The organism is Bacillus sp. WC2507, assembly GCF_052656125.1.
On the sequence record NZ_JBQXPN010000001.1, the window covers coordinates 1,563,840 to 1,585,736 of the forward strand.

General features: G+C 35.0%; 24 protein-coding genes and 1 pseudogene. 19 read left to right on the forward strand and 6 right to left on the reverse strand.

Going from position 1 to position 21,897, the window contains the following annotated elements; genetic code table 11:
• Nucleotides 1–87 precede the first annotated feature (87 nt).
• Nucleotides 88–339: a DUF3932 family protein gene (locus ACUN28_RS08420; protein ID WP_016086371.1), complete on the reverse strand. Its 252-nt coding sequence runs from the start codon at nt 337–339 to the stop codon at nt 88–90.
• A gap of 189 nt (nt 340–528) precedes the next feature.
• Between ACUN28_RS08420 and rnz the strand changes: the two genes are divergently transcribed.
• From rnz to sdaAA, 4 genes are all read left to right on the forward strand, one after another.
• On the forward strand, nt 529–1,452 hold the full coding sequence (gene rnz / locus ACUN28_RS08425) for a ribonuclease Z (protein ID WP_016086372.1): 924 nt from the start codon (nt 529–531) through the stop codon (nt 1,450–1,452).
• 562 nt (nt 1,453–2,014) lie between these two features.
• Nucleotides 2,015–2,152, forward strand: a complete 138-nt coding sequence (locus tag ACUN28_RS08430; RefSeq protein WP_223261017.1) for a hypothetical protein — start codon at nt 2,015–2,017, stop codon at nt 2,150–2,152.
• Between the two features lie 45 nt (nt 2,153–2,197).
• Nucleotides 2,198–2,857 carry an L-serine ammonia-lyase, iron-sulfur-dependent subunit beta gene (sdaAB, locus tag ACUN28_RS08435; RefSeq protein WP_016086373.1) on the forward strand — a complete coding sequence of 220 codons (660 nt, stop codon included), beginning with the start codon at nt 2,198–2,200 and terminating at the stop codon, nt 2,855–2,857.
• Nucleotides 2,858–2,875: 18 nt separating this feature from the next.
• Complete coding sequence (gene sdaAA, locus ACUN28_RS08440) at nt 2,876–3,754, forward strand: L-serine ammonia-lyase, iron-sulfur-dependent, subunit alpha (RefSeq protein WP_016086374.1); 879 nt, start codon at nt 2,876–2,878, stop codon at nt 3,752–3,754.
• Nucleotides 3,755–3,807: 53 nt separating this feature from the next.
• On the opposite strand, the gene proI is transcribed toward sdaAA, so the two are convergent.
• On the reverse strand, nt 3,808–4,647 hold the full coding sequence (gene proI, locus ACUN28_RS08445) for a pyrroline-5-carboxylate reductase ProI (RefSeq protein ID WP_016086375.1): 840 nt from the start codon (nt 4,645–4,647) through the stop codon (nt 3,808–3,810).
• A 165-nt stretch (nt 4,648–4,812) separates the two neighbouring features.
• Here proI and ACUN28_RS08450 point away from each other — a divergent pair, with 165 nt between their 5' ends.
• On the forward strand, nt 4,813–5,766 hold the full coding sequence (locus tag ACUN28_RS08450; RefSeq protein ID WP_016086376.1) for an MBL fold metallo-hydrolase: 954 nt from the start codon (nt 4,813–4,815) through the stop codon (nt 5,764–5,766).
• Between the two features lie 9 nt (nt 5,767–5,775).
• Nucleotides 5,776–6,570, forward strand: a complete 795-nt coding sequence (locus ACUN28_RS08455) for an SDR family oxidoreductase (protein ID WP_016086377.1) — start codon at nt 5,776–5,778, stop codon at nt 6,568–6,570.
• 30 nt (nt 6,571–6,600) lie between these two features.
• Here ACUN28_RS08455 and ACUN28_RS08460 read toward each other — a convergent pair whose 3' ends face one another.
• Nucleotides 6,601–6,786: a YqzH family protein gene (locus ACUN28_RS08460; RefSeq protein ID WP_016086378.1), complete on the reverse strand. Its 186-nt coding sequence runs from the start codon at nt 6,784–6,786 to the stop codon at nt 6,601–6,603.
• A 375-nt stretch (nt 6,787–7,161) separates the two neighbouring features.
• Between ACUN28_RS08460 and argC the strand changes: the two genes are divergently transcribed.
• The 12 genes and pseudogenes from argC (at nt 7,162) to ACUN28_RS08520 (ending at nt 16,210) form a co-directional block, all read left to right on the forward strand.
• The gene (gene argC / locus ACUN28_RS08465) at nt 7,162–8,199 is read left to right on the forward strand and encodes an N-acetyl-gamma-glutamyl-phosphate reductase (protein WP_016086379.1); all 1,038 of its coding nucleotides are present in this window, start codon (nt 7,162–7,164) and stop codon (nt 8,197–8,199) included.
• A 10-nt stretch (nt 8,200–8,209) separates the two neighbouring features.
• Nucleotides 8,210–9,433: a bifunctional glutamate N-acetyltransferase/amino-acid acetyltransferase ArgJ gene (argJ, locus tag ACUN28_RS08470; RefSeq protein ID WP_016086380.1), complete on the forward strand. Its 1,224-nt coding sequence runs from the start codon at nt 8,210–8,212 to the stop codon at nt 9,431–9,433.
• Between the two features lie 11 nt (nt 9,434–9,444).
• Nucleotides 9,445–10,212 carry an acetylglutamate kinase gene (gene argB / locus ACUN28_RS08475; RefSeq protein ID WP_016086381.1) on the forward strand — a complete coding sequence of 256 codons (768 nt, stop codon included), beginning with the start codon at nt 9,445–9,447 and terminating at the stop codon, nt 10,210–10,212.
• Complete coding sequence (locus tag ACUN28_RS08480; RefSeq protein ID WP_033660116.1) at nt 10,209–11,369, forward strand: acetylornithine transaminase; 1,161 nt, start codon at nt 10,209–10,211, stop codon at nt 11,367–11,369. The genes argB and ACUN28_RS08480 overlap by 4 nt, the downstream gene beginning before the upstream one ends.
• Nucleotides 11,370–11,381: 12 nt before the next feature.
• Nucleotides 11,382–12,332 carry an ornithine carbamoyltransferase gene (gene argF / locus ACUN28_RS08485; protein ID WP_016086383.1) on the forward strand — a complete coding sequence of 317 codons (951 nt, stop codon included), beginning with the start codon at nt 11,382–11,384 and terminating at the stop codon, nt 12,330–12,332.
• A 473-nt stretch (nt 12,333–12,805) separates the two neighbouring features.
• Entirely contained in the window at nt 12,806–13,207 is a 402-nt protein-coding gene (locus tag ACUN28_RS08490) for a PH domain-containing protein (protein ID WP_016086385.1), read from the forward strand.
• Between the two features lie 321 nt (nt 13,208–13,528).
• The gene (locus ACUN28_RS08495; RefSeq protein WP_016086386.1) at nt 13,529–13,660 is read left to right on the forward strand and encodes a hypothetical protein; all 132 of its coding nucleotides are present in this window, start codon (nt 13,529–13,531) and stop codon (nt 13,658–13,660) included.
• A gap of 13 nt (nt 13,661–13,673) precedes the next feature.
• Entirely contained in the window at nt 13,674–14,087 is a 414-nt protein-coding gene (locus tag ACUN28_RS08500) for a hypothetical protein (RefSeq protein WP_016086387.1), read from the forward strand.
• A gap of 169 nt (nt 14,088–14,256) precedes the next feature.
• Nucleotides 14,257–14,775 carry a hypothetical protein gene (locus tag ACUN28_RS08505; protein WP_016086388.1) on the forward strand — a complete coding sequence of 173 codons (519 nt, stop codon included), beginning with the start codon at nt 14,257–14,259 and terminating at the stop codon, nt 14,773–14,775.
• A 99-nt stretch (nt 14,776–14,874) separates the two neighbouring features.
• Nucleotides 14,875–15,078: pseudogene (locus ACUN28_RS08510) on the forward strand (Imm30 family immunity protein); the annotation flags it as partial.
• A 306-nt stretch (nt 15,079–15,384) separates the two neighbouring features.
• Nucleotides 15,385–15,945, forward strand: coding sequence for a DUF2062 domain-containing protein (locus ACUN28_RS08515; protein WP_080117867.1), 561 nt, complete (start codon nt 15,385–15,387; stop codon nt 15,943–15,945).
• Nucleotides 15,946–16,003: 58 nt separating this feature from the next.
• Entirely contained in the window at nt 16,004–16,210 is a 207-nt protein-coding gene (locus ACUN28_RS08520) for a hypothetical protein (RefSeq protein WP_016086391.1), read from the forward strand.
• Between the two features lie 24 nt (nt 16,211–16,234).
• On the opposite strand, the gene ACUN28_RS08525 is transcribed toward ACUN28_RS08520, so the two are convergent.
• Together ACUN28_RS08525 and ACUN28_RS08530 are read right to left on the reverse strand one after the other, a co-directional pair.
• Nucleotides 16,235–16,681, reverse strand: coding sequence for a MarR family winged helix-turn-helix transcriptional regulator (locus ACUN28_RS08525; RefSeq protein WP_000445819.1), 447 nt, complete (start codon nt 16,679–16,681; stop codon nt 16,235–16,237).
• 72 nt (nt 16,682–16,753) lie between these two features.
• Nucleotides 16,754–17,533: a GDSL-type esterase/lipase family protein gene (locus ACUN28_RS08530; protein WP_016086392.1), complete on the reverse strand. Its 780-nt coding sequence runs from the start codon at nt 17,531–17,533 to the stop codon at nt 16,754–16,756.
• 366 nt (nt 17,534–17,899) lie between these two features.
• Between ACUN28_RS08530 and cpdB the strand changes: the two genes are divergently transcribed.
• Nucleotides 17,900–20,200, forward strand: coding sequence for a bifunctional 2',3'-cyclic-nucleotide 2'-phosphodiesterase/3'-nucleotidase (cpdB, locus tag ACUN28_RS08535; RefSeq protein ID WP_016086393.1), 2,301 nt, complete (start codon nt 17,900–17,902; stop codon nt 20,198–20,200).
• A gap of 49 nt (nt 20,201–20,249) precedes the next feature.
• Here the strand turns inward: cpdB and nhaC are convergent, their stop codons facing one another.
• Nucleotides 20,250–21,623 carry a Na+/H+ antiporter NhaC gene (gene nhaC, locus ACUN28_RS08540; RefSeq protein WP_016086394.1) on the reverse strand — a complete coding sequence of 458 codons (1,374 nt, stop codon included), beginning with the start codon at nt 21,621–21,623 and terminating at the stop codon, nt 20,250–20,252.
• Between the last annotated feature and the right edge of the window lie 274 nt (nt 21,624–21,897).

The following is a 21,897-nucleotide window of genomic DNA, read 5'->3' on the forward strand; positions in this document are numbered from 1 at the left end:
GCTATATAGTAGGAAATAAGAGGAGTTTTTTGAAATAAGGTGGAGAAATAAATAAAAAGCACTGATTACAGTGCTTTTTATTACAGATTATGAGATTGTAGTATTTTCAAAAATAACAATTTCTGAACTATTTGTTGTTGAAACGCGTTGTGCGTAATATGTTAAAGCTGAAGAAATATATGTTGGTAACGAATCATTTGTATGTGTTGTTGTATATTCATGGATTAATTCTTTCAAAGTCGTCCATTCTAATTGTGCTGGGTGATCAGACACGAAAGAACTTACCCAGCGATCAAATGAAGATGAAAAATCAGTTTGTAAACGAAATGCTTCTTTCATAATAAAACGCTCCCTTAAAATGTAGTATAATCATTTTAACATAAAATACGAACGATTACTAAGTTTTTTAAGTATAATGTTCGTGTTATATAGTTGTCTAGATGATTGGTTATGTAAATTCGATTTGCCATTTGAAATAACATTCCGTAAGATGAAAGGTAGATTATATAAAGAGCTGGAGGAAAGAAAGTGGAATTTGTATTTTTAGGAACTGGTGCAGGTGTTCCTTCGAAAGGAAGGAATGTTTCGGCAATTGCTTTGCAATTGTTAGAAGAACGAGGGCAGACTTGGTTATTTGATTGTGGCGAGGCGACGCAACATCAAATATTACATACATCTGTACGCCCACGCCGCATTGAAAAAATATTTATTACGCATTTACATGGTGATCATATTTTTGGGTTGCCTGGTTTATTAGGAAGCCGTTCGTTTCAAGGAGGGACTACACCTTTAACAGTGTATGGACCAAAAGGAATTAAACAATTTATTGAAGTGGCATTGTCAGTAAGTACGACACATGTAAAATACCCACTTGAAATTGTTGAGATAACAGAAGAAGGTACTGTGTTTGAGGATAATGAATTTCGTGTGGAAACGAAAAGATTATCACATGGTATTGAATGTTTTGGGTATCGTATTATAGAGAAAGATATACAAGGTGCTCTTTTAGTCGATAAATTACTGGAGATGGGTGTGAAACCCGGTCCACTTTTTAAACGTTTAAAAGATGGAGAAGTAGTTGAATTAGAAAATGGCACGATACTAAATGGAAAAGATTTTATCGGTCCACCTCAAAAAGGAAGAATTATTACCATTTTAGGTGATACAAGATATTGTGAAGCGAGTAGAGAGCTAGCACAAGACGCTGACGTACTTGTTCATGAAGCAACTTTTGCGGCAGAAGATGAACAACAAGCGTATGATTATTTTCATTCCACATCTAAGCAAGCTGCGAGTATTGCACTTCAGGCAAATGCAAAACGATTAATATTGACTCATATTAGTTCTCGTTATCAAGGGGATACATATAAGGAATTATGGAAAGAGGCAAGAGAGCTATTTTCTAATACAGAAATAGCTACGGATTTAAAATCATTTCCAGTGGAAAGATAATAATGTTGTGAAAAAATGGTGACGAAAGGTTGCCATTTTTTTTATTTCTAAAAAAATTTAAAATAAAACTGTTATCATTTTATGTTTAAATTGGATGAAACAGAAAGTTTTAATGATGTGAAGATATAGGATAAAAATACATAGTACTGATTATTTAGAAAAACTGTTATATAAGTCAGATGACATACGAGTGGTACAAATAGCAAAAATGGATTGTTATTCAGAACTTTTAAAATTCATTAAAAGTAAGCGTTTTATTAAAAACAAGCTATAATGAAGGCAGAATATAATTTATTGTAGGCCGCATGCGTTTTAGCCATTTGTCGTAACAAGTGAAGTTGACTAAATCGTGAGAGAGGAATATGAAAATTATAAATACGAAGGATATTACTATTATTTGTACTAAGTCTTTTTTCACCTTTTAGCTTTAAAGCACCAAAAGGTATGAAAGCAATGGGAGTTTCACTTGTTTATGCTATCCTTGTAAGGGGTTCTGTGTTAAACTTTGGATTGCTACAAGACTTTATTGTGGAGTATCTTATATTATTAGTAAATGAAGGTAATGCTAAGTTTCGTATTTATTATGATAACTGGTATTATTTCAGGATATATTGTTTCACTGTTATTCAAAAGCGATCCAATTTGTATAGCAGAACAAATACGTCGTACAACTGGAAAAGTAACCGATTCGGTAGCTTAATAGAATAGTAAAAAATTTTTTCATAGAGGTTTAGGGGGAGTTATGATGAAGTATCGCTCAGTATTTGATATTATTGGCCCAGTTATGATTGGTCCATCAAGTTCACATACAGCAGGCGCAGCAAGAATGGGGCAAGTTGCTCGCCAGCTGTTTCGTCATGAACCAGAAAGAGTAAGCATTTCATTATATGGATCATTTGCAAAGACGTATCGAGGGCATGGTACGGATGTAGCATTGATCGGTGGAATATTAGGGTTTGAAACAGATGACTTACGTATTCCAGAGGCGCTAGACATAGCAAAAGAGCGCAAAATCGAAGTAGAATTCATTGAAGAAGATGCAAATGCACCTCATCCAAATACAGCGAGAATTCGTTTGTATAAAGGTGAAGAAGAAATTGAAGTTGTTGCTTGCTCAATTGGTGGCGGTAAAATTGAAGTTGTAGAATTAAATGGATTCGATCTTCAATTAACAGGCACGAGTCCAGCACTACTTATTGTAAATAACGATCGCTTCGGTGCTATTGCAGCAGTAGCTTCAATCCTTGCGAAACATGAAATTAACATTAGTACAATGAGTGTTTCTCGTAAAGAAAAAGGAAGAAGAGCGCTTATGGTTATCGAAACAGATGAATTATTAGCAGATGAAGTAATTGAAGAAATAAACGCGCAAGAAAATATTTGTCAAGTAACTATTATGGAATAATTGCAGGGGGGACACACCATGTTTCGGAACGCAGCGGAACTAGTGGCGCAAGCTAAAGAACAAAATGTAAAAATCGCAGAAATTATGATTCAATGTGAAATGAAAACTAGAAGTATTTCACGTGAAGAAGTAATTGCTGGTATGGAAAAGAACTTAGTCGTGATGGAGCAAGCAGTAGAACGTGGTATTCGCGGAGTGAAATCACCAACTGGTTTAACTGGCGGAGATGCTGTAAAAGTTCAGGCGTATATGAAGAGCGGAAAAGGCTTATCTGGAGATACGATTTTGGACGCAGTGAGTAAAGCAGTTGCAACAAATGAAGTAAACGCAGCGATGGGAATCATTTGTGCAACACCAACAGCAGGGTCTGCTGGAACAGTGCCAGGTGTACTTTTTGCACTGCAAGAAAAATTACAGCCGACACGCGAAGAAATGATTGAATTTTTATTTACAGCAGGAGCTTTCGGTATGGTTGTTGCGAATAATGCTTGTATTTCCGGCGCGGCAGGAGGTTGCCAAGCTGAAGTAGGTTCAGCAAGTGGAATGGCAGCAGCAGCTGCAGTTGAAATGGCTGGTGGAACACAAGATCAAGCGGCTACAGCGATGGCGATTTCATTAAAGAACATGCTTGGTTTAGTATGTGATCCTGTTGCAGGACTTGTAGAAGTACCGTGTGTAAAACGTAATGCAGCAGGAGCTGCAAATGCGATGATTTCAGCTGATTTAGCATTAGCTGGTGTAACGAGTACAATTCCATGTGATGAAGTAATTGAGGCAATGTTTAGAATCGGACAAACGATGCCAGTAGCACTTCGTGAAACAGCTGAAGGCGGACTTGCAGCAACACCGACTGGTCGCCGTCTGCAAGAAGAGATTTTTGGGAAGAATAATAAATAAAAAATATATGTTTATAAAAAATGGAGCTCAAGTAAGATTGAGCTCCATTTTTTTTATTTTTCTTTTGCTATTTTTTCTAATGTTTTTCCAAGATCGTGTGATCGTTTCGTTGCTTGTGTAATACAGGAAATTAACGCTTGTTGAAAATTATGCTCCTGTAATACTTCAATACCTGCCTCGGTCGTCCCGCCAGGAGAAGTAATTTCCTTTCGCAGAATAGAAGGGTGTTTTTCACTTGCTTTTAGCATTTCAGCAGCACCAATCATCGTCTGAAGAATAAGTGACTTTGCAACATCTTCTTTTAAACCAATTGTTTTTGCGGCTTCTTCCATCGCTTCCACTACGTAATAAATATAAGCAGGCCCACTTCCAGATAATGCAGTGACAGCATGCATATCTTCTTCCTCTACAACAGAGACGAGACCGATCGTTTCAAATAAAGCGATGGCAGTCTGAATATGATCCGCTGTTGCATGTTTTGAAGGCGAGATAGCGGTAGCTGATTTTAAAATAGCGGCGGATGTATTTGGCATCGCACGAATAATCGGAACATCTTTTTGAAGTAGGTTTCTAATCGAGTGAGTAGAAACACCTGCTAATAACGAAATAATAAGCAGGTTATTATGTATATATTCTTTAAAAGGAGTAAGCGCTTCTGCAACATCCTTTGGTTTCATTGCTAGAAAAAGAATATTTGTATCAGTAAGTAGCTCTTTTTTATTATGCGTACCTTTGACGCCGTATTTTTTATGTAGCTCCTGCAACCTTGTCTCGTTAGAACGATTACTTACGGTAATTTGTTCGCTTTTCACAACATTTGCATGTAACAAGCCACCAATAATAGCTTCAGCAATAGAGCCTGCACCGAGAAAGGAAATATTTTGAATAGACATGATGTTCCTCCTTTAAATTTGGTTAGAAATTCTTATAAATGTACATACATTCGTTTTTTTATAGGAAACACCTCTTTTTATCTGAAAATAATGACAAATATATGGAGAAGTTGTAAACTGAAGAAGTATTCATTTTTGAACCGGAAAGAGACAGGGGGGCTAAGCATGACGGCGATTCACCGAATGGAGATTCCTGTGCCATTTGCAGTTGAAACTGTAAATGTGTTTTTAGTTGAGGGGGAGACATTAACATTAATTGATACAGGGACGAATACAGAAGGGGCAAGAAATGCGTTAGAAAGTCAATTAGGTGCATTAGGATATGCGATAGAAGATATTGAAACAGTAGTCATTACGCATCATCATGCGGATCATTGTGGGCTTTTAAATATATTTTCTGAGAAAACGAACATTATTGGACATCCTTGGAATGAACCTTGGATCACGCAAAATCCAGAATTTTTAAAGCGGTATCATGAGTTTTTTAGAGAGACAGCTTTGCAATTTGGTGTTCCAGCAGCATTTTTGAAAGATGAAGCATTATTGACGACAAGAACACTTAAATATTCTTGTAATAGATCGTTAACACATACTGTGAGAGAGGGAGATTGCATTGATTCTTTACCTGGGTTTACAGTAATTGAAACACCGGGTCATGCCTCCACTCATATTTCATTATATAGAGAATCTGATGGAATATTAATTGGCGGGGATGCTCTCATTAGTCATATTTCTTCAAATCCCATATTAGAACCACCATATGAGGGACAAACAGAAAGGGCACGCCCGTTATTACAATATAATCAAACGTTAAAGCGTTTAAGTGAAATGAATATTTCGCGCATTTTATCAGGACATGGAGAAGATGTTCTAAATGTGAAACAACTTATTGAAACGAGATTACAAAAGCAAGAAACACGTGCGTTTAAAGTGCTTGAGTTATTAAAGGAAAAACCAATGACAGCATTTGAAGTATGTGTAAAACTATTTCCGGTATTATACAAAGAACAATTGCCACTTACTATTTCAGAAACTGTTGGACAATTAGACTTTTTAGCATATAATCAACAAGTGATGATTGATGAATCTTCGCAACAATCGATTTATTATGCAAAGTAGGTGACAGCAATGACGGGACGTTTACAAGATAAAGTAATCGTCATTACAGGTGCTTCTAGTGGAATTGGAGAGCAAGTTGCAATGCAAGTTGCAGAGCAGGGGGCGACTCCAGTATTAATGGCTAGAACAGAAGAGAAATTAAAAACGTTAGTAGACAAAATTAAAGAAACTTATAATACGCCTTGCTATTATTATGTATTAGATGTAAGTGAAGAGACGGAAGTACAATCTGTTTTTTCAAAGGTATTACAAGAAGTGGGACGTATTGATATATTAGTAAACAATGCGGGATTTGGTATTTTTAAAACATTTGAAGATGCGTCAATGGATGAAGTGAAAGATATGTTCCAAGTAAATGTGTTTGGATTAGTAGCTTGTACGAAAGCGGTACTACCCTATATGGTAAAAAGGAACGAAGGACATATTATTAATATTGCTTCACTTGCCGGGAAAATTGCAACTCCGAAATCGAGTGCGTATGCAGCGACGAAACATGCAGTATTAGGATTTACGAATAGTTTACGCATGGAGTTGTCTAGTACAAATGTTTTCGTAACAGCGATTAATCCAGGTCCGATAGATACGAACTTTTTTGAAATAGCTGATCAATCGGGTACATATGTAAAAAATATGGGACGGTACATGTTAAAGCCGACATATGTAGCAGAGCAAATCGTACAATCGATGCAAACGAAAAAGCGTGAAGTAAACTTACCGAAGTGGATGGGCATTGGTCCGAAACTTTATGCGTTATTCCCAGGTTTATTTGAGCGTGTTGCAGGCAAATCATTAAGTAAAAAATAGGAGATTTCCATATGGAAATCTCCTATTTTTTTATTTTCCAGTCACATAATCGTAAACGATATCCTCAACTGCCTCGTATACATCAATTTTAGTATTTGAATGAATTATCGTTTGAATATGTTTAATAAGCATTTCCTGATCCTCATTTGACATAGGATTACATTGATATTGCTGAAAACTTTTTATAATCATTTTCTCAATTAATTTTTCATTCATGTTTTCCCCGCCTGTATGTACGTATGTATTGTTTTATCCCGCTATTTGCGGGCAGTAAAACTCCCACCTTAAAATTCGGCTGGAGCAAAGAAGTTAGGTGGGAGATCAACTGCCCGTAAACGCCCGATTGGTGTGGGCTAATAATCAGTGGGGATGAACAAAACCCCACTGATTATAGTTTCACTTTATTGTACTTGAAGTGAAATAAAAAAACTACTATGCACTATTTATGTATGAAAATCCGATTGTGTATATTGTTTTTCTAATAAAATTAAGTTTTTTAAGTTTATAAAATTTATAAATATTTAATTGACTCTATAAATATACAATATTATAATCATACTTAATTTAAAGAATCGATATGAGGAGGAGCATATGAAAGTCGCGATTATTGGAGCAACTGGGTATGGAGGTATTGAGTTAATTCGGTTATTAGAGCAACATCCATATTTTTCGATAGCATCTCTCCATTCTTTTTCGCAAGTTGGCGAGTGTATAACAAATGTATATCCTCATTTTCAAAATATTCTTGTTCATACGTTACAAGAAATTGATGCGGAGGAAATAAAGAAGAAAGCAGAAATTGTGTTTTTAGCAACCCCAGCAGGAGTATCAGCAGAGTTAACTCCAAAATTATTAGCAGTAGGTTTAAAAGTAATTGACCTATCTGGAGACTTTCGTATGAAAGACCCTTCGACATATGAACAGTGGTATAAAAGAGCAGCTGCAAAAGAAGAAGTTCTTAGGGAAGCTGTATATGGGTTAAGCGAATGGAAAAGGTCCGAGATTCAAAATGCAAATTTAATTGCAAACCCAGGATGTTTTGCTACAGCTGCATTATTAGCGATATTGCCGTTAGTCCGTAGCGGCATGATTGAAGAAGATTCGATTATTATTGATGCGAAATCAGGGGTATCTGGAGCGGGCAAAACGCCAACAACAATGACTCACTTTCCTGAGTTATACGATAATTTGCGTATTTATAAAGTAAATGAGCATCAACACGTTCCTGAGATTGAGCAAATGCTTGCAGAGTGGAATAGGGAAACGAAGCCAATCACGTTTAGTACACATTTAATACCGATATCACGAGGGATTATGATTACACTTTATGCGAAAGTAAAACGAGAAATGGAAATAGAACAACTTCAAAAATTATATGAAGAAACGTATGAACAATCGCCTTTCATTCGAATTCGCACGCAAGGAGAGTTTCCAAGTCCGAAAGAAGTGAGGGGCTCAAATTATTGTGATATGGGTATAGCTTACGATGAAAGAACAGGAAGAGTGACAGTCGTTTCTGTTATAGACAATATGATGAAAGGGGCGGCTGGGCAAGCAATTCAAAATGCAAATATAGTAGCGGGGCTAGAAGAAACAACAGGTTTACAGCATATGCCGCTTTATCTATAAGGGGGACATGATGATTAAAGTAGAGTCTATTATCAAACTAGAAAATGGTTCAATTGTAACGCCAAAAGGCTTTTCGGCAATCGGTACAGCAAATGGTTTGAAAAAAGAAAAAAAGGATTTAGGTGTAATCATTTGTGAAGTACCAGCATCATGCGCCGCCGTCTATACAACGAATCAAATACAAGCAGCCCCGCTGCAAGTAACGAAAGAAAGTATAACGGCTGAGGGGAAATTACAAGCTATTATCGTCAATAGTGGAAATGCAAATGCTTGTACAGGAATGAAAGGCTTACAAGATGCTTACGAGATGCGTACATTAGGTGCGGAACATTTTGGAGTGAAAGAAACTTATGTTGCAGTCGCTTCAACAGGTGTAATTGGTGTTCCTTTACCGATGGATATAATCCGAAAGGGAGTTGCAACTCTTATCCCGACGAAGGAAGTAAGTGAAGCACGTTCTTTTTCTGAAGCGATTTTAACGACGGATCTTATAACGAAAGAAACTTGCTATGAGATGATTATTGATGGGAAGAAAGTGGCGATTGCTGGTGTTGCTAAAGGTTCGGGGATGATTCATCCAAATATGGCAACAATGCTGAGCTTTATTACAACAGACGCTCATATAGAGCATGACGTATTGCAAACAGCATTATCACAAATAACGAATCATACATTTAATCAAATTACGGTGGATGGAGATACTTCTACGAATGATATGGTCATCGCTATGGCAAGTGGATTATCAGAAACGAAACCAATCAATATGGAACATACAGATTGGGAAACTTTCGTATTTGCTTTACAGAAGGTATGTGAAGATTTAGCCAAAAAAATTGCACAAGATGGTGAAGGTGCTACGAAGTTAATAGAAGTAAATGTACTAGGAGCTCGAACGAATGAAGAGGCAAAGAAAATCGCAAAGCAAATAGTCGGTTCGAGTCTTGTGAAAACAGCAATACATGGTGAAGACCCAAACTGGGGGCGAATTATTAGCAGTATTGGACAAAGTGAAGTAGCTATTAGTCCAAATACAATTGATATTACTCTTCAAACTATCACTGTGTTAAAAAATAGTGAACCTCAAATGTTTTCTGAAGAGGAAATGAAAATGAAATTAAAAGAACATGAAATTATGATTGATGTGTATTTACATTTAGGAGAAGAGACGGGATCAGCATGGGGCTGTGACTTAAGCTATGAATATGTGAAAATAAACGCTTGTTATCGTACATAAGGAGAGGGAAGATGAGCGATTATATTGTAGTGAAATGTGGCGGTAGTATGTTGGATCAATTAAATGATGTGTATTTTGATTGTATAAAGAAATTGCAGCAGAAGTATAAGATAGTGATTGTCCATGGTGGTGGTCCAGAAATTGATGCCAAATTAAAAGATTGTAACATCAACGTAGAAAAAAGAGATGGATTACGAGTAACACCAAAAGAGGTTATGGATGTTGTTCAAATGGTGCTATGCGGAAGTACGAATAAAAAACTCGTAATGAATTTACAAAAGCATAATTTACTTGCGGTAGGTTGTTCAGGGTGTGACGGAAATTTACTTCAAGTTCAACCTGTCAGCGAGGAGATAGGATATGTGGGAGAAGTAAGTTATGTCGAAACGGCCTTACTAAAAGGATTAATAAATATGAATTATATTCCTGTTATTGCTCCGGTCGGGATACATGATAATGAGATATATAACATAAATGCGGATACCGCTGCAGCTGGAATTGCGGCCGCATTATCTGCAAAAGAACTCATTTTCATTACAGATGTAGATGGAGTATTACATGAAGGGAAATTAGTAAAGAAAACTGACGAATTCGAGATTGTTACTTTTATAGAAAAAGGTGTTATTACAGGCGGGATGATTCCGAAAGTACAGGCAGCACTAGCATCATTAAAAATGGGAGTGCAAAAGGTTAGTATCGTAAATGGGACGAAGGATTTTACCGAGGTTACAGGTGAGTGTATCGGAACGACGGTAACGAGGGGCGTGAGTATTGTATGACAAGTCATCTTTTTCAAACGTATGGAAGAAGAACTATTGAGTTTGTAAAGGGAGAGGGCACGAAAGTTATTGATAATAACGGTAAGCAATATTTAGATTTCACATCAGGAATTGGCGTATGTAATTTAGGACATTGTCATCCTACTGTTATGAAAGGTGTACAAGAGCAACTTCATGATATATGGCATATATCTAACCTGTTTACAAACAGCTTACAAGAAGAAGTCGCGTCATTATTAACAGAAAATATAGCATTAGATTATGTGTTTTTCTGTAATAGCGGGGCAGAGGCGAATGAAGCTGCTTTGAAGTTAGCCCGTAAGCATACTGAAAAATCTCTCGTCGTAACATGTGAGCAGTCTTTTCACGGTAGAACATTTGGAACGATGAGTGCAACAGGGCAAGATAAAGTGAAAGAAGGATTTGGTCCGCTCCTTCCGTCTTTTTTACATATCCCTTTTAACGATATAAAGGCGTTAGAGAAAGTAATGAATGAAGAAGTTGCGGCAGTAATGGTAGAAGTTGTTCAAGGAGAGGGAGGAGTCATACCTGCTGATCTATCTTTTTTGAAAGCGATTGAAACAGTATGTAATAAGTTCGGTTCTTTATTTATTATAGACGAAGTACAAACAGGGATCGGAAGAACAGGGACACTATTCGCTTACGAACAAATGGGAATAGATCCTCATATCGTTACTACCGCTAAGGCTCTTGGAAATGGCATTCCTGTTGGAGCGATGATTGGCCGAAAAGAACTTGGAATATCGTTTACTGCAGGATCACACGGTTCAACTTTCGGCGGGAATTATATTGCGATGGCTGCAGCGAAAAAAGTATTGCAAGTAAGTAAGAAACCATCGTTTTTAAAAGAAGTACAGGAAAAGGGCGAGTACGTATTAGAGAAATTGCAAGAGGAATTACAACATGTCGAATGTATTCAAAATATTCGTGGTAAGGGGCTTATGATTGGAATTGAGTGTAAGCATGAAGTTGCAAGTTTTATAGAACAACTAGAAGAAGAGGGACTTCTCGTATTACAAGCAGGGCCTAATGTTATAAGACTGTTACCACCACTTATTGTGACGAATGAAGAGTTAGAACAGGCAGTATATATAATAAAAAAAGTAATTTGTACAAAAAACGTATCAATCATATAAGGGGGAAGTTTCATGTCAACTGTACAAGTACCGAAATTAAATACGAAAGATCTTTTAACACTAGAAGAATTGACGCAAGAAGAAATTATTTCTTTAATTGAGTTCGCTATATATTTAAAAAAGAAAAAGCAGGAGCCTTTATTACAAGGAAAAATATTAGGCCTTATCTTTGATAAACATTCAACTCGTACTCGCGTATCTTTTGAAGCAGGAATGGTACAGCTCGGAGGACATGGCATGTTTTTAAGTGGGAAAGAGATGCAGATTGGGAGAGGAGAAACTGTTTCAGATACTGCGAAAGTATTATCTCATTATATTGATGGGATCATGATACGTACATTTTCACATGCGGATGTAGAAGAGCTTGCAAAAGAATCGAGCATACCTGTAATTAACGGTTTAACGGATGATCATCATCCTTGTCAAGCATTGGCAGATTTAATGACGATATACGAAGAAGTGAATACATTTAAAGGAATTAAATTGGCTTACGTAGGTGACGGGAATAATGTATGTCACTCATTATTGTTAGCGAGTGCAAAAGTCGGAATGAATATGACTGTGGCAACGCCTGTAGGATATGAACCGAGTAAGGAAATTGTAAAAAAAGCGTTAGCGATTGCTGAAGAAACAGGAGCTGAAATTGAAATTTTGCATAATCCTGAATTAGCGGTAAATAAAGCAGATTTTATTTATACTGACGTTTGGATGAGCATGGGGCAAGAAGGAGAAGAAGAGAAATACACTTTATTTCAACCTTACCAAATTAATAAAGAACTTGTTAAGCATGCGAAGCAAACATATTGTTTCTTACACTGTTTACCTGCCCATCGTGAAGAAGAAGTAACAGGAGAAATTATAGATGGACCACAGTCTATCGTATTTGAGCAAGCTGGTAATCGATTGCATGCGCAAAAAGCATTATTAGTAAGTTTATTTAAAAATGTAGAAGAGCCTTCCTAAGTGATGTACATCTCCAGTTGTTAGACACGAATAACAATTGGAGGTGTATTTTTTTATGTCTAAATTCTTACTAGAAGAAAAGGTAAATGAAAAAAGGTACTCCCTTCAGTATAAACTAAAAGTGCTTAATTATATGGATAGAAGAGGGACATCTAATAGAGAAACAGCTATTTAATTTTTTGTTTAACCTTTTGTTTCAAGGGTTTTAAGTTGATTTTAAAAATAGAGAAATTACGAAATTCTCTTATAAAATTTTTAGGGATTTTAGTTTGTTTTTAAAGTGTGGATTTGAAATAAAGTTTAGTCGTTTTGAAAGAAGATTAACTTTTTATAAAAAAGGTAAATTAAAATATTGGTTTATTATGGAAATGTGAGTTTGCAGATGATATGTTTATAATTGTGACAGAAAAGAAGGGTTCCTATGAAATACTTTTAATGTAATGGTTAGGCTCAAATAAGAGAGGGGGGATAAGATGTTAACAAACAAGTACTTAGACGATTTATTCGAAGAATTAAAAATAGAAGGTGAAACTTACTTTTACTATTTCTACTCCTATGTAACACCATCATCATCAGAGTATTTTAAATACGGTCTTGGAGCATTGGCAGACCTTGAGCATTTAATCATATGTTTTACTGATGAAAGACTTATGGTATTAGAAATATCAATGAGTGGTAAGTTCACTGGGAATATAAAGTGTATAGGCATGAAAGATATAGAAAGTGTGAAAGTTAAGAAAGGTTTGTTTAGAACTAAGATAACCGTCACTTCAACAGGTAACAGAGGGAATATTGTAATTAAAGCAAATAGTTTTACAATAGGTTTATCAAATCAGAAGAAAAACCTAATAAAATTGGAAAAGCAGTATAGTTAAAGATACGAGACAACTAGGTTTTTATTTGAAGAAGGATTACAAAGAAATCAATCTTCTTTATAAAAGAATAATTCGATTAAATACTAAAAGAGCATGTTTTGATTAATCCTTTTTTCAAAACATGCTCTTTTCTTTCGCTTTTTTATCACGGTTAATAGCATTAAATAGTACGAAAGATATCAACTATACGACTCAATTTCTTGATAGGAAATTGGCTAAAATAAAATAGTACAATATTTCCAGGAAGTTAGAATGATACAAAGATTTTAGGTAGTATAACTGATGTAGGTAACTCTTCCCAGTTAAGTATTAGAGGAAGAGATGGAGCGACTTTTCATAGGGGAATTTATTGACGGCGTAGAAATTGATGCAATAAAAATAGGTGACAGTGTGGTTAGTGGATATCCAACAGGTCAAATTAATACACGATTACCAGGTGGATTTACCAAATAGAGGAGGGACATAAATGTATGAAAAAGTAGATGCAGTATTAGCTGAAAATAGCTCAGATAACTACTTCTATGATGATGAATTTATGTATGTACAGAAGTTGATAAGTGAATTTACTGAAAATGATTGGGATAAATTATTTCAAAATTTAAAGGACAGAGATGATAAATATAAAATTAGATTAGTATATTGTATAGATGAAGATACTGGGATGAATGGATTCAATTTATTACTAGATTTACTCAATACGAATGATGAATTAGCTGAATATGTAATAGACTCTTTACGTTCTTTTAACAATAAAGAATATAAAAAAATAATCGCTTCCAACAAGCAAATAATGGATAAGGCAGAGAATCTACTGAAAAAATCGAGTCTGCCAGTTAAGAGAATTTTAGAAGCATTTTTACAACAAAATACACAGTCTTAGTATTTATATCTTTAGAAACAGAATTGTTTAAACTAAATAAAAACGAACTCTATTATTCGAATGGCGTCAAATAATAGTTGATTGACTAGTAAGAATCACCTGTCACCATTAGTTGGTAGAGTATGGCCAAAATGCTAAACTTATCAAGTAAGAGAGGAGAACTAATTAAATGATTAAGCCTTTATATGCAGAAAATATTATAGTAGGTGTAAAATATAAAAATAGGTTCAATTGGTATATAACTGAACCGGATTTATGGTATTTAGATTATAATCAAGCTGGATACGCTCCTAGTGAATATCCAGAAGAAAGAAAAGGCATTCTTATTTTAAATGAGACTACAATAGCTGATTTTTTAGAAAGAATAGAAAAATATGAAAGATTTACAGAAGATATTAGGTTAGAATTTTTAAGGGAACTAAGAACTAATAGAGAAGAAGCCTATTATAATTATAACCCATGTTTCTTGATAGATTTTGATCGTTTAATTTTTTATTCTAATTATCCGGAATCAATATCTTTTGAAGAATATATTCCGAATAACTGGGAAGGTTATTTACAGCGATTTGATGAACAAGTACTCTATGAGTATAGATACTGGGAAGATAAGAATAAAAACTATGTAGTTCGAGATGGTGTAATAGAGAACTTGATTCATTTTTTTCAAAAGAAGAAAAATCGCAAATAGAAAAGAAATTGGGTTAATTATTAGAAAAATTATATAATTCGTGGTATTCTCAATGACACTTAGATTTAACTTCTAAAGATAGCACAGGATGTTCAATAGATGATTAACTCAGCTAAAGAATGGGTAGAAATTTTACATTATAGAATTTTTAATCATCTTCAAGTAAGATTAGCATATGGAAAAGTACTTTCGGGATTTGATCAATCAATTATGATTAGTATTAAAGAATTATTGATTGATATAAAAAATGAAGACCCTGATATGTTTAGTGAATCTGTTAATGAGGTAAGTAGGGACATCTAACCATCTAATGTTTAAAGTTGAAACGATATAAAAGCACATAAAGCAAGTAAGTGCTTTTTTCGTCTTAATATAAAAATAAATGACATGGGACAAACATTAGGAGGATAAATAAGAAAAAAGCCGCCCAACTAAAGTGCACCTCAAATTGTTAGACATGAATAACAATTTGAGGTGCACTTTTTTATATTGAAATGTCATATGTATATTTAGTTAACCGTTTTGATATCATTTATAATAAAAGAGGAAATGAAATTTGTTTTTCAGAGTGTGTAAGGACATACTAGGTATAAAAATATAGTTAAAGAGATGATGAGGATGAAAACAACTAAGAAAACATATTCGTTTTTTCAGCGGATGTGGAGAATATTAAAGTTTCAATATTATAAGTTGCTTCGATCGCCAGAAGGAGCGAAGAAAGTATCATTAGGCTTTGCGATTGGTTTTGGTTTAGAGATGTTGGTCATATATACGGCATCGCTCGTATATATAATATTTTATCCGATTGTTCGAATAGTAAAGGGATCTTTTCCTGCTGCGGTTATTGGCAATATTATTGGAAAAATATCGTTTCTACCGGTATTTTTATTTCCGTTTGCTTATGCACTAGGAAAAATGATATATCCATTTCATGTACAAAAAATACATCATGAACCATTTACGATATCTGATTTGTTTTCGAGTCATATTTTTACGATATTAAAGGGTTTATTGCAGAGTGAAGTGTATGTATTAATTGGAATGACGATTTTAGGAGTTGTGTTTGGTGTAGTTTCATATTTCGTTGTGCATTATTTATATGAAAAGAACCGTAAGTTACGTTTAAAGAACAGAAAGAAACGAGTGAGAGAACCACTCGTGCAAATATAAAGAGTGTCACATTCATTTTCTCCTTTGAATATGTTTAAGAAAAAGGGGGAGAGAATGAATGTATTATTATTACGTACCTCAAGTATACCCATATGTAAATTATTATCCGGTTTATGATATGAGTAGACAATACGAATTATATCGACAACAACAATTACAGCAATTATCACAAATACCACAACAACAGCCTTCGCAAGAACAAAAACCATATTTAACGACATGGCCATATTCAAATGTGTACTATGGTAATTATTACGAATCATAAAGCTGCTTCTATTTAGAAGCAGCTTTATACGTTTGTTTTCAAAATTAAATTTTGAATGGTTTGAAGAGAGTGAATGAGCTTTTCGCGCTCTTCCTCAGATAATGTTTGGAAATTTTCTTTTAATTTGTCTAAAATGAATTGTTGATATTGATTTACTAACAATTTCCCTTCAGCTGTTAGGGAAATTAAAATGACCCGTCGATCTTTTTCGCTATAATGACGCTCTATTAGTTCTTCTTGAATCAGTTTGTTTAATAGAGGTGTCATGTTAGGCCGTGAAATCGCTAGCCGCTTGCCGATTTCGGAAACTGCTAATGTGCCGTTTTCATGCAACAGCAGCAATACTTGTGTATGTGATGGCGGCATATGTCTTTGAGAAGAAAATTCTCCAGGAAGCATAAATTTGCGATAAAAAAGAGGCACTAGCGAAAGAAGATGATCAACAATACGTTCCCACTCGCGTGATTCCATATAAAGGCCCCCTTCCACTCTCATTGTAACAAAAAAGACATGTTATAAAAATAGAATTGTTTCATGGAAACTTTAATATTTGTAGGCTAACACTTTTTTTGTAAATGAATCGGCAATAATCGTATAGCCTTTATCATTTGGGTGTACTTGGTCAAAGAGTAATTCTTTTTTATCATTCGATATTAATTTACGAATTGGTAAAACGATAGATGGTTGATTTGCTTTTGAAATGGAATAAACAGATTCATTCCAGCCATCTAAAAACATATCTGCATAACTTGCGATGGAATCATCAAGTTGTAACGGGTTATAGAGTTCAGAAAGAATGAGTAAAGCATCCGGATTTTGGTCTCGAACTGTCTTTACAATATTTTTTACATCCGCTTCAAAATGCGCTTTTTCTTTATTTAACATTTTAATACCATCTATAACACCGACATCACGATTTAAGCGAAATAAATTATTTCCCCCAATATTAATTGTAATGATATTTGCTGCTCTAATTTTTTGCTTTACATCTTCTGATTGAACTTTTTTAGCGAGACGATCTGTTGTAAGACCGTTTATCCCAAGGTTTTCTACAGTAATTGGTTTATGAATTTGCGCTTCTATTTGTCTGGAGGCTAATTCAGCAAATCCACCTTGTGTTGATCCATAACCTTTAGCGAGTGAATCGCCTAATACGAGATGGTAAAAGGAATCGTTTGTTTGCTTATCAATCCAACTTGGAGTAGATGTTTTTTCTGTTTTTTCTTCGGGTTCATTTTGTTTTGTCTCATCGTTCTTTTCAAAATAAGAATAAGAAATGATTAGAAGGAGGAGACAAACAATTGTTAAGATGACTTTTTTCATAAATTCATCCTCCTTGTAATTGGTAATTGTATCATATTCAGCAGTATTAACAATGTAAGGGCATATTATATGTTTATGAAAAGTTTACAATAACTTTACAGAAAATTTGTAGAAGTATGTCAAAAAATATTGACGATATGAAAGAACATTATATATGATAATGTCAGATAAGGTAAAATTCTACATAGTGGGAGCTTTATCTCCCGTTAATTGCTAGTCTTCATCAATTGATCGTTTAAGGGGACTATTCGTTAGCGCAGGATGAAATGAAAATCGTGTATCTAATAGAAGAAAAAAGGTATGTGGTTAGAGACTGATAGAAATTCATTTCATTATTCTTTGGTAATTGTATAAGGGGGATTTTTTGTGAAAAAGTCAAAAAAAATGCTAGCTGGAGCAACTCTTGCTATAGGTGTAATAGCGCCGCAAGTATTGCCAACAACAGCTCATGCGGATGAGAACAACGGGGAGAGTACGGTTAACTTACGAATTCTAGAAACATCAGATATTCACGTTAACTTAATGAATTACGATTATTATCAAACGAAAACAGATAATAAAGTAGGTCTCGTGCAAACTGCAACACTTGTTAACAAAGCACGTGAAGAAGCGAAGAACTCTGTCCTATTTGATGATGGGGATGCATTACAAGGGACACCGCTTGGAGATTATGTAGCGAATAAAATAAATGATCCGAAGAAGCCTGTGGATCCTAGTTATACACATCCATTATATCGTTTAATGAATTTAATGAAGTATGACGTCATCTCTCTTGGGAATCATGAATTTAACTACGGTTTAGACTATTTAAACAAAGTGATTAGTAAAACAGAGTTCCCGGTTATTAACTCGAACGTCTATAAAGATGATAAAGATAATAATGAAGAGAATGACCAAAATTACTTTAAACCATATCATGTTTTTGAAAAAGAAGTAGAAGATGAATCAGGACAAAAACAGAAGGTGAAAATTGGAGTAATGGGATTTGTTCCACCTCAAGTTATGAACTGGGATAAAGCAAATTTAGAAGGAAAAGTTAAAGCAAAAGATATAGTTGAAACAGCGAAGAAAATGGTGCCAAAAATGAAAGCAGAAGGTGCAGATGTTATCGTTGCACTAGCGCATTCCGGTGTTGATAAGAGTGGATACAACGTTGGCATGGAAAACGCGTCGTATTATTTAACAGAAGTTCCTGGTGTAGATGCAGTATTAATGGGGCATTCACATACTGAAGTGAAAGATGTATTTAATGGTATTCCAGTTGTAATGCCTGGTGTCTTTGGAAGTAACCTAGGTATTATTGATATGCAATTGAAAAAGGTAAACGGAAAATGGGAAGTACAAAAAGAGCAATCGAAGCCGCAACTTCGTCCGATTGCTGATAGTAAAGGGAACCCACTAGTAAAATCCGATGAAAAATTAGTTAATGAAATTAAAGATGATCATCAAGCGACAATTGATTATGTGAATACAGCTGTAGGAAAAACGACAGCGCCAATTAATAGTTATTTCTCATTAGTACAAGATGATCCTTCTGTACAACTTGTGACAAATGCACAAAAATGGTATGTAGAAAAGTTATTTGCTGAAAATGGACAATATAGCAAATATAAAGGAATTCCAGTTTTATCTGCAGGTGCACCATTTAAAGCAGGTGGTCGAAACGGTGCTACATATTATACAGATATTCCAGCTGGAACGTTAGCAATTAAAAACGTTGCAGATTTATATGTATATCCAAATACGTTATATGCTGTAAAAGTAAATGGGGCACAAGTGAAAGAATGGCTTGAAATGTCTGCAGGTCAGTTTAATCAAATCGATCCAAAGAAAACAGAAGAACAGCCGTTAGTAAATATAGGCTATCCTACATATAACTTCGATATTTTAGATGGCTTAAAATACGAAATTGATGTAACACAACCGGCGAAATACGATAAAGATGGAAAAGTTGTAAATGCAAATACGAATCGTATTATAAATATGACATATGAAGGTAAGCCAGTAGCTGACAATCAAGAGTTTATCGTCGCTACAAATAACTATCGTGGAAGTAGCCAAACGTTCCCAGGTGTAAGTAAAGGGGAAGTTGTATACCAATCACAAGATGAAACACGTCAAATCATTGTGAAGTATATGCAAGAAACACCAGTTATTGATCCAGCAGCTGATAAAAATTGGACGTTTAAACCAATTGTTGCAGATAAATTAAATACAACATTCGATTCTTCACCAAACGCACAAAAGTATATAAAGAAAGATGGGAAAATATCGTACGTTGGACCATCTGAAAATGAATTTGCTAAATATGCAATTGATATAACGAAGAAGAACGATGATGATAAGGAAACTGGTGGAGAGAATCCAACAACACCGCCAACAGGTGAAGGAAATAATGGAGGAAATCCAACAACGCCACCAACAGGTGAAGGAAATAATGGAGAAAATCCAACGACACCATCAACAGATGAAGGTAAAAATGCAGGATCTGGACAAACTACAACGGATAATCAAAACTCAAAAGAAACAACAACTGTGAGTGAAAATAAAGAAGAACGTGATTTACCGAAAACAGGTACAAGTGTTGTTTCTACAATTGGAGCAGGTTTGGCGTTTGTTGGAGCGGGATTACTTCTGTTATTTAGAAGAAAGAAAGCGAATAGATAGCCGAGAAATATAAAAAGGATTACCGATTCAGGTAATCCTTTTTATTATATTATGAAATTGTTACTGTTTTTTCTTTCTTCCATGAAAGGCCAAATCCAGTAAAGCCGACGATAATGGTTACGACTGGACAAGCTAAACAGAAGATTGCGTATGGAAGGTAATCAAATGTTGGAACACTAAGGACGTTTGTTAAGAATACGCCACTTACACCCCATGGTACGAGCGGGTTAATCACTGTACCTGCATCTTCTAATACGCGTGATAAATTACGACGTTCTAAACCGACTTCATCGTATTTATTAGCGAATGCTTGTCCTGTTAAAACGATGGATAAGTACTGCTCACCGAGTAAGAAGTTTACACCAATTGCAGTTGAAGCAGTAGAAATAATTAAGCGTGTACTATTTTTTACGAAGCTAGAGATGATATTCATTAGCTGCGTGATAATACCCATTCCTTGTAATAATCCTCCCATACAAAGAGCTAGGAAAATAAGCGCAATCGACATCATCATACTTTGTAGACCACCGCGAGATAGTAAGCTATCAATGTCTTTAATACCAGTTTTAGAAACGTAGCCGTCTTGCATAATTTTCATTAAATCAGCTAAAGAAGTGCTAGGTTTGAAAATAAAGAGAATGATGATTCCTACTACGATTCCAGCAAGTAATGTTGGAACTGCTGGAACTTTTTTGAATGCGAATAGGAACAGTAATAAAATTGGAATAAGTGTAACGATAGAAATCGTTGCGTTTTTTTCTAATGTGCTAATAAAGTTTGTGAAGTCAACGTCTCCACTAGTGCCGCTTCCCAAAATGAAAAATGCGATAAAAGCAATAATGAAAGCTGGAACTGTTGTCCAAAGCATGTTACGGATATGCTCAAATAAATCTACACCCGTTACAGCAGGAGCTAAGTTTGTTGTATCAGATAAAGGAGACATTTTATCTCCAAAGAATGCACCAGAAATAATTGCACCAGCGATCAGAGCTGGATCGTATCCGAGAGCACTACCCATTCCCATAAAGGCAAGTCCTACAGTTGCGGCAGTTGTAAAGGCACTACCGATACTTGTTCCAACAATTGCACAAACAACAAAAACAGTTGGAACGAAAATTTTAGGAGATACAAGCTGGAAGCCGTATACCATTAAAGTTGGAATTGTTCCAGCAGCGATCCAAACACTAATTAATACGCCTACAAGTAAGAAAATAAAAATAGATGGAATACCAGCTGAAATACTACTGATCATCCCTTTTTCCATAGTAGACCAAGAGATTTTTTTCATAAATCCAAATGTTAATAAAAGAACGATACCAAATAAAATTGGGATGTGTGGTGAAACTTCTAATTGGATAACACTAAAGCCGATACAGAAAAAGATAAATAATGTTAAAAGAACAGATTCAATTTTTGAAACCATTGTTTTTCCCTCCTAAGTAATCTAAAATAGCTCTTTTTTATATAAAATTCGCCAATATTGTATATTTCCTTCTAAATTTTAGAATTTTGTGACAAATTACCGGTAATTGTTAATCCTTCAATATGATACGGAAATGATTGGATAAAAAAACGTCCCTGCATATAATTATGCAGGGACGAAGAAATCGCGGTACCACCCTAGCTTGTGAAATGAATGTATCACAAAATAAAGGATCGTATGATATGCGTTTATAAAATAAAAACGCCCCTGCAAT

Coding starts and splice junctions, on each gene's coding strand:
- ACUN28_RS08420 (WP_016086371.1), bottom strand. CDS start 339: ATGAAAGAAGCATTTCGTTTACAAACTGATTTTTCATCTTCATTTGAT.
- ACUN28_RS08430 (WP_223261017.1), top strand. CDS start 2,015: ATGCTAAGTTTCGTATTTATTATGATAACTGGTATTATTTCAGGATAT.
- sdaAB (WP_016086373.1), top strand. CDS start 2,198: ATGAAGTATCGCTCAGTATTTGATATTATTGGCCCAGTTATGATTGGT.
- sdaAA (WP_016086374.1), top strand. CDS start 2,876: ATGTTTCGGAACGCAGCGGAACTAGTGGCGCAAGCTAAAGAACAAAAT.
- proI (WP_016086375.1), bottom strand. CDS start 4,647: ATGTCTATTCAAAATATTTCCTTTCTCGGTGCAGGCTCTATTGCTGAA.
- ACUN28_RS08450 (WP_016086376.1), top strand. CDS start 4,813: ATGACGGCGATTCACCGAATGGAGATTCCTGTGCCATTTGCAGTTGAA.
- ACUN28_RS08455 (WP_016086377.1), top strand. CDS start 5,776: ATGACGGGACGTTTACAAGATAAAGTAATCGTCATTACAGGTGCTTCT.
- ACUN28_RS08460 (WP_016086378.1), bottom strand. CDS start 6,786: ATGAATGAAAAATTAATTGAGAAAATGATTATAAAAAGTTTTCAGCAA.
- argC (WP_016086379.1), top strand. CDS start 7,162: ATGAAAGTCGCGATTATTGGAGCAACTGGGTATGGAGGTATTGAGTTA.
- argJ (WP_016086380.1), top strand. CDS start 8,210: ATGATTAAAGTAGAGTCTATTATCAAACTAGAAAATGGTTCAATTGTA.
- argB (WP_016086381.1), top strand. CDS start 9,445: ATGAGCGATTATATTGTAGTGAAATGTGGCGGTAGTATGTTGGATCAA.
- ACUN28_RS08480 (WP_033660116.1), top strand. CDS start 10,209: ATGACAAGTCATCTTTTTCAAACGTATGGAAGAAGAACTATTGAGTTT.
- argF (WP_016086383.1), top strand. CDS start 11,382: ATGTCAACTGTACAAGTACCGAAATTAAATACGAAAGATCTTTTAACA.
- ACUN28_RS08490 (WP_016086385.1), top strand. CDS start 12,806: ATGTTAACAAACAAGTACTTAGACGATTTATTCGAAGAATTAAAAATA.
- ACUN28_RS08495 (WP_016086386.1), top strand. CDS start 13,529: ATGGAGCGACTTTTCATAGGGGAATTTATTGACGGCGTAGAAATTGAT.
- ACUN28_RS08500 (WP_016086387.1), top strand. CDS start 13,674: ATGTATGAAAAAGTAGATGCAGTATTAGCTGAAAATAGCTCAGATAAC.
- ACUN28_RS08505 (WP_016086388.1), top strand. CDS start 14,257: ATGATTAAGCCTTTATATGCAGAAAATATTATAGTAGGTGTAAAATAT.
- ACUN28_RS08515 (WP_080117867.1), top strand. CDS start 15,385: ATGATGAGGATGAAAACAACTAAGAAAACATATTCGTTTTTTCAGCGG.
- ACUN28_RS08520 (WP_016086391.1), top strand. CDS start 16,004: ATGTATTATTATTACGTACCTCAAGTATACCCATATGTAAATTATTAT.
- ACUN28_RS08525 (WP_000445819.1), bottom strand. CDS start 16,681: ATGGAATCACGCGAGTGGGAACGTATTGTTGATCATCTTCTTTCGCTA.
- ACUN28_RS08530 (WP_016086392.1), bottom strand. CDS start 17,533: ATGAAAAAAGTCATCTTAACAATTGTTTGTCTCCTCCTTCTAATCATT.
- nhaC (WP_016086394.1), bottom strand. CDS start 21,623: ATGGTTTCAAAAATTGAATCTGTTCTTTTAACATTATTTATCTTTTTC.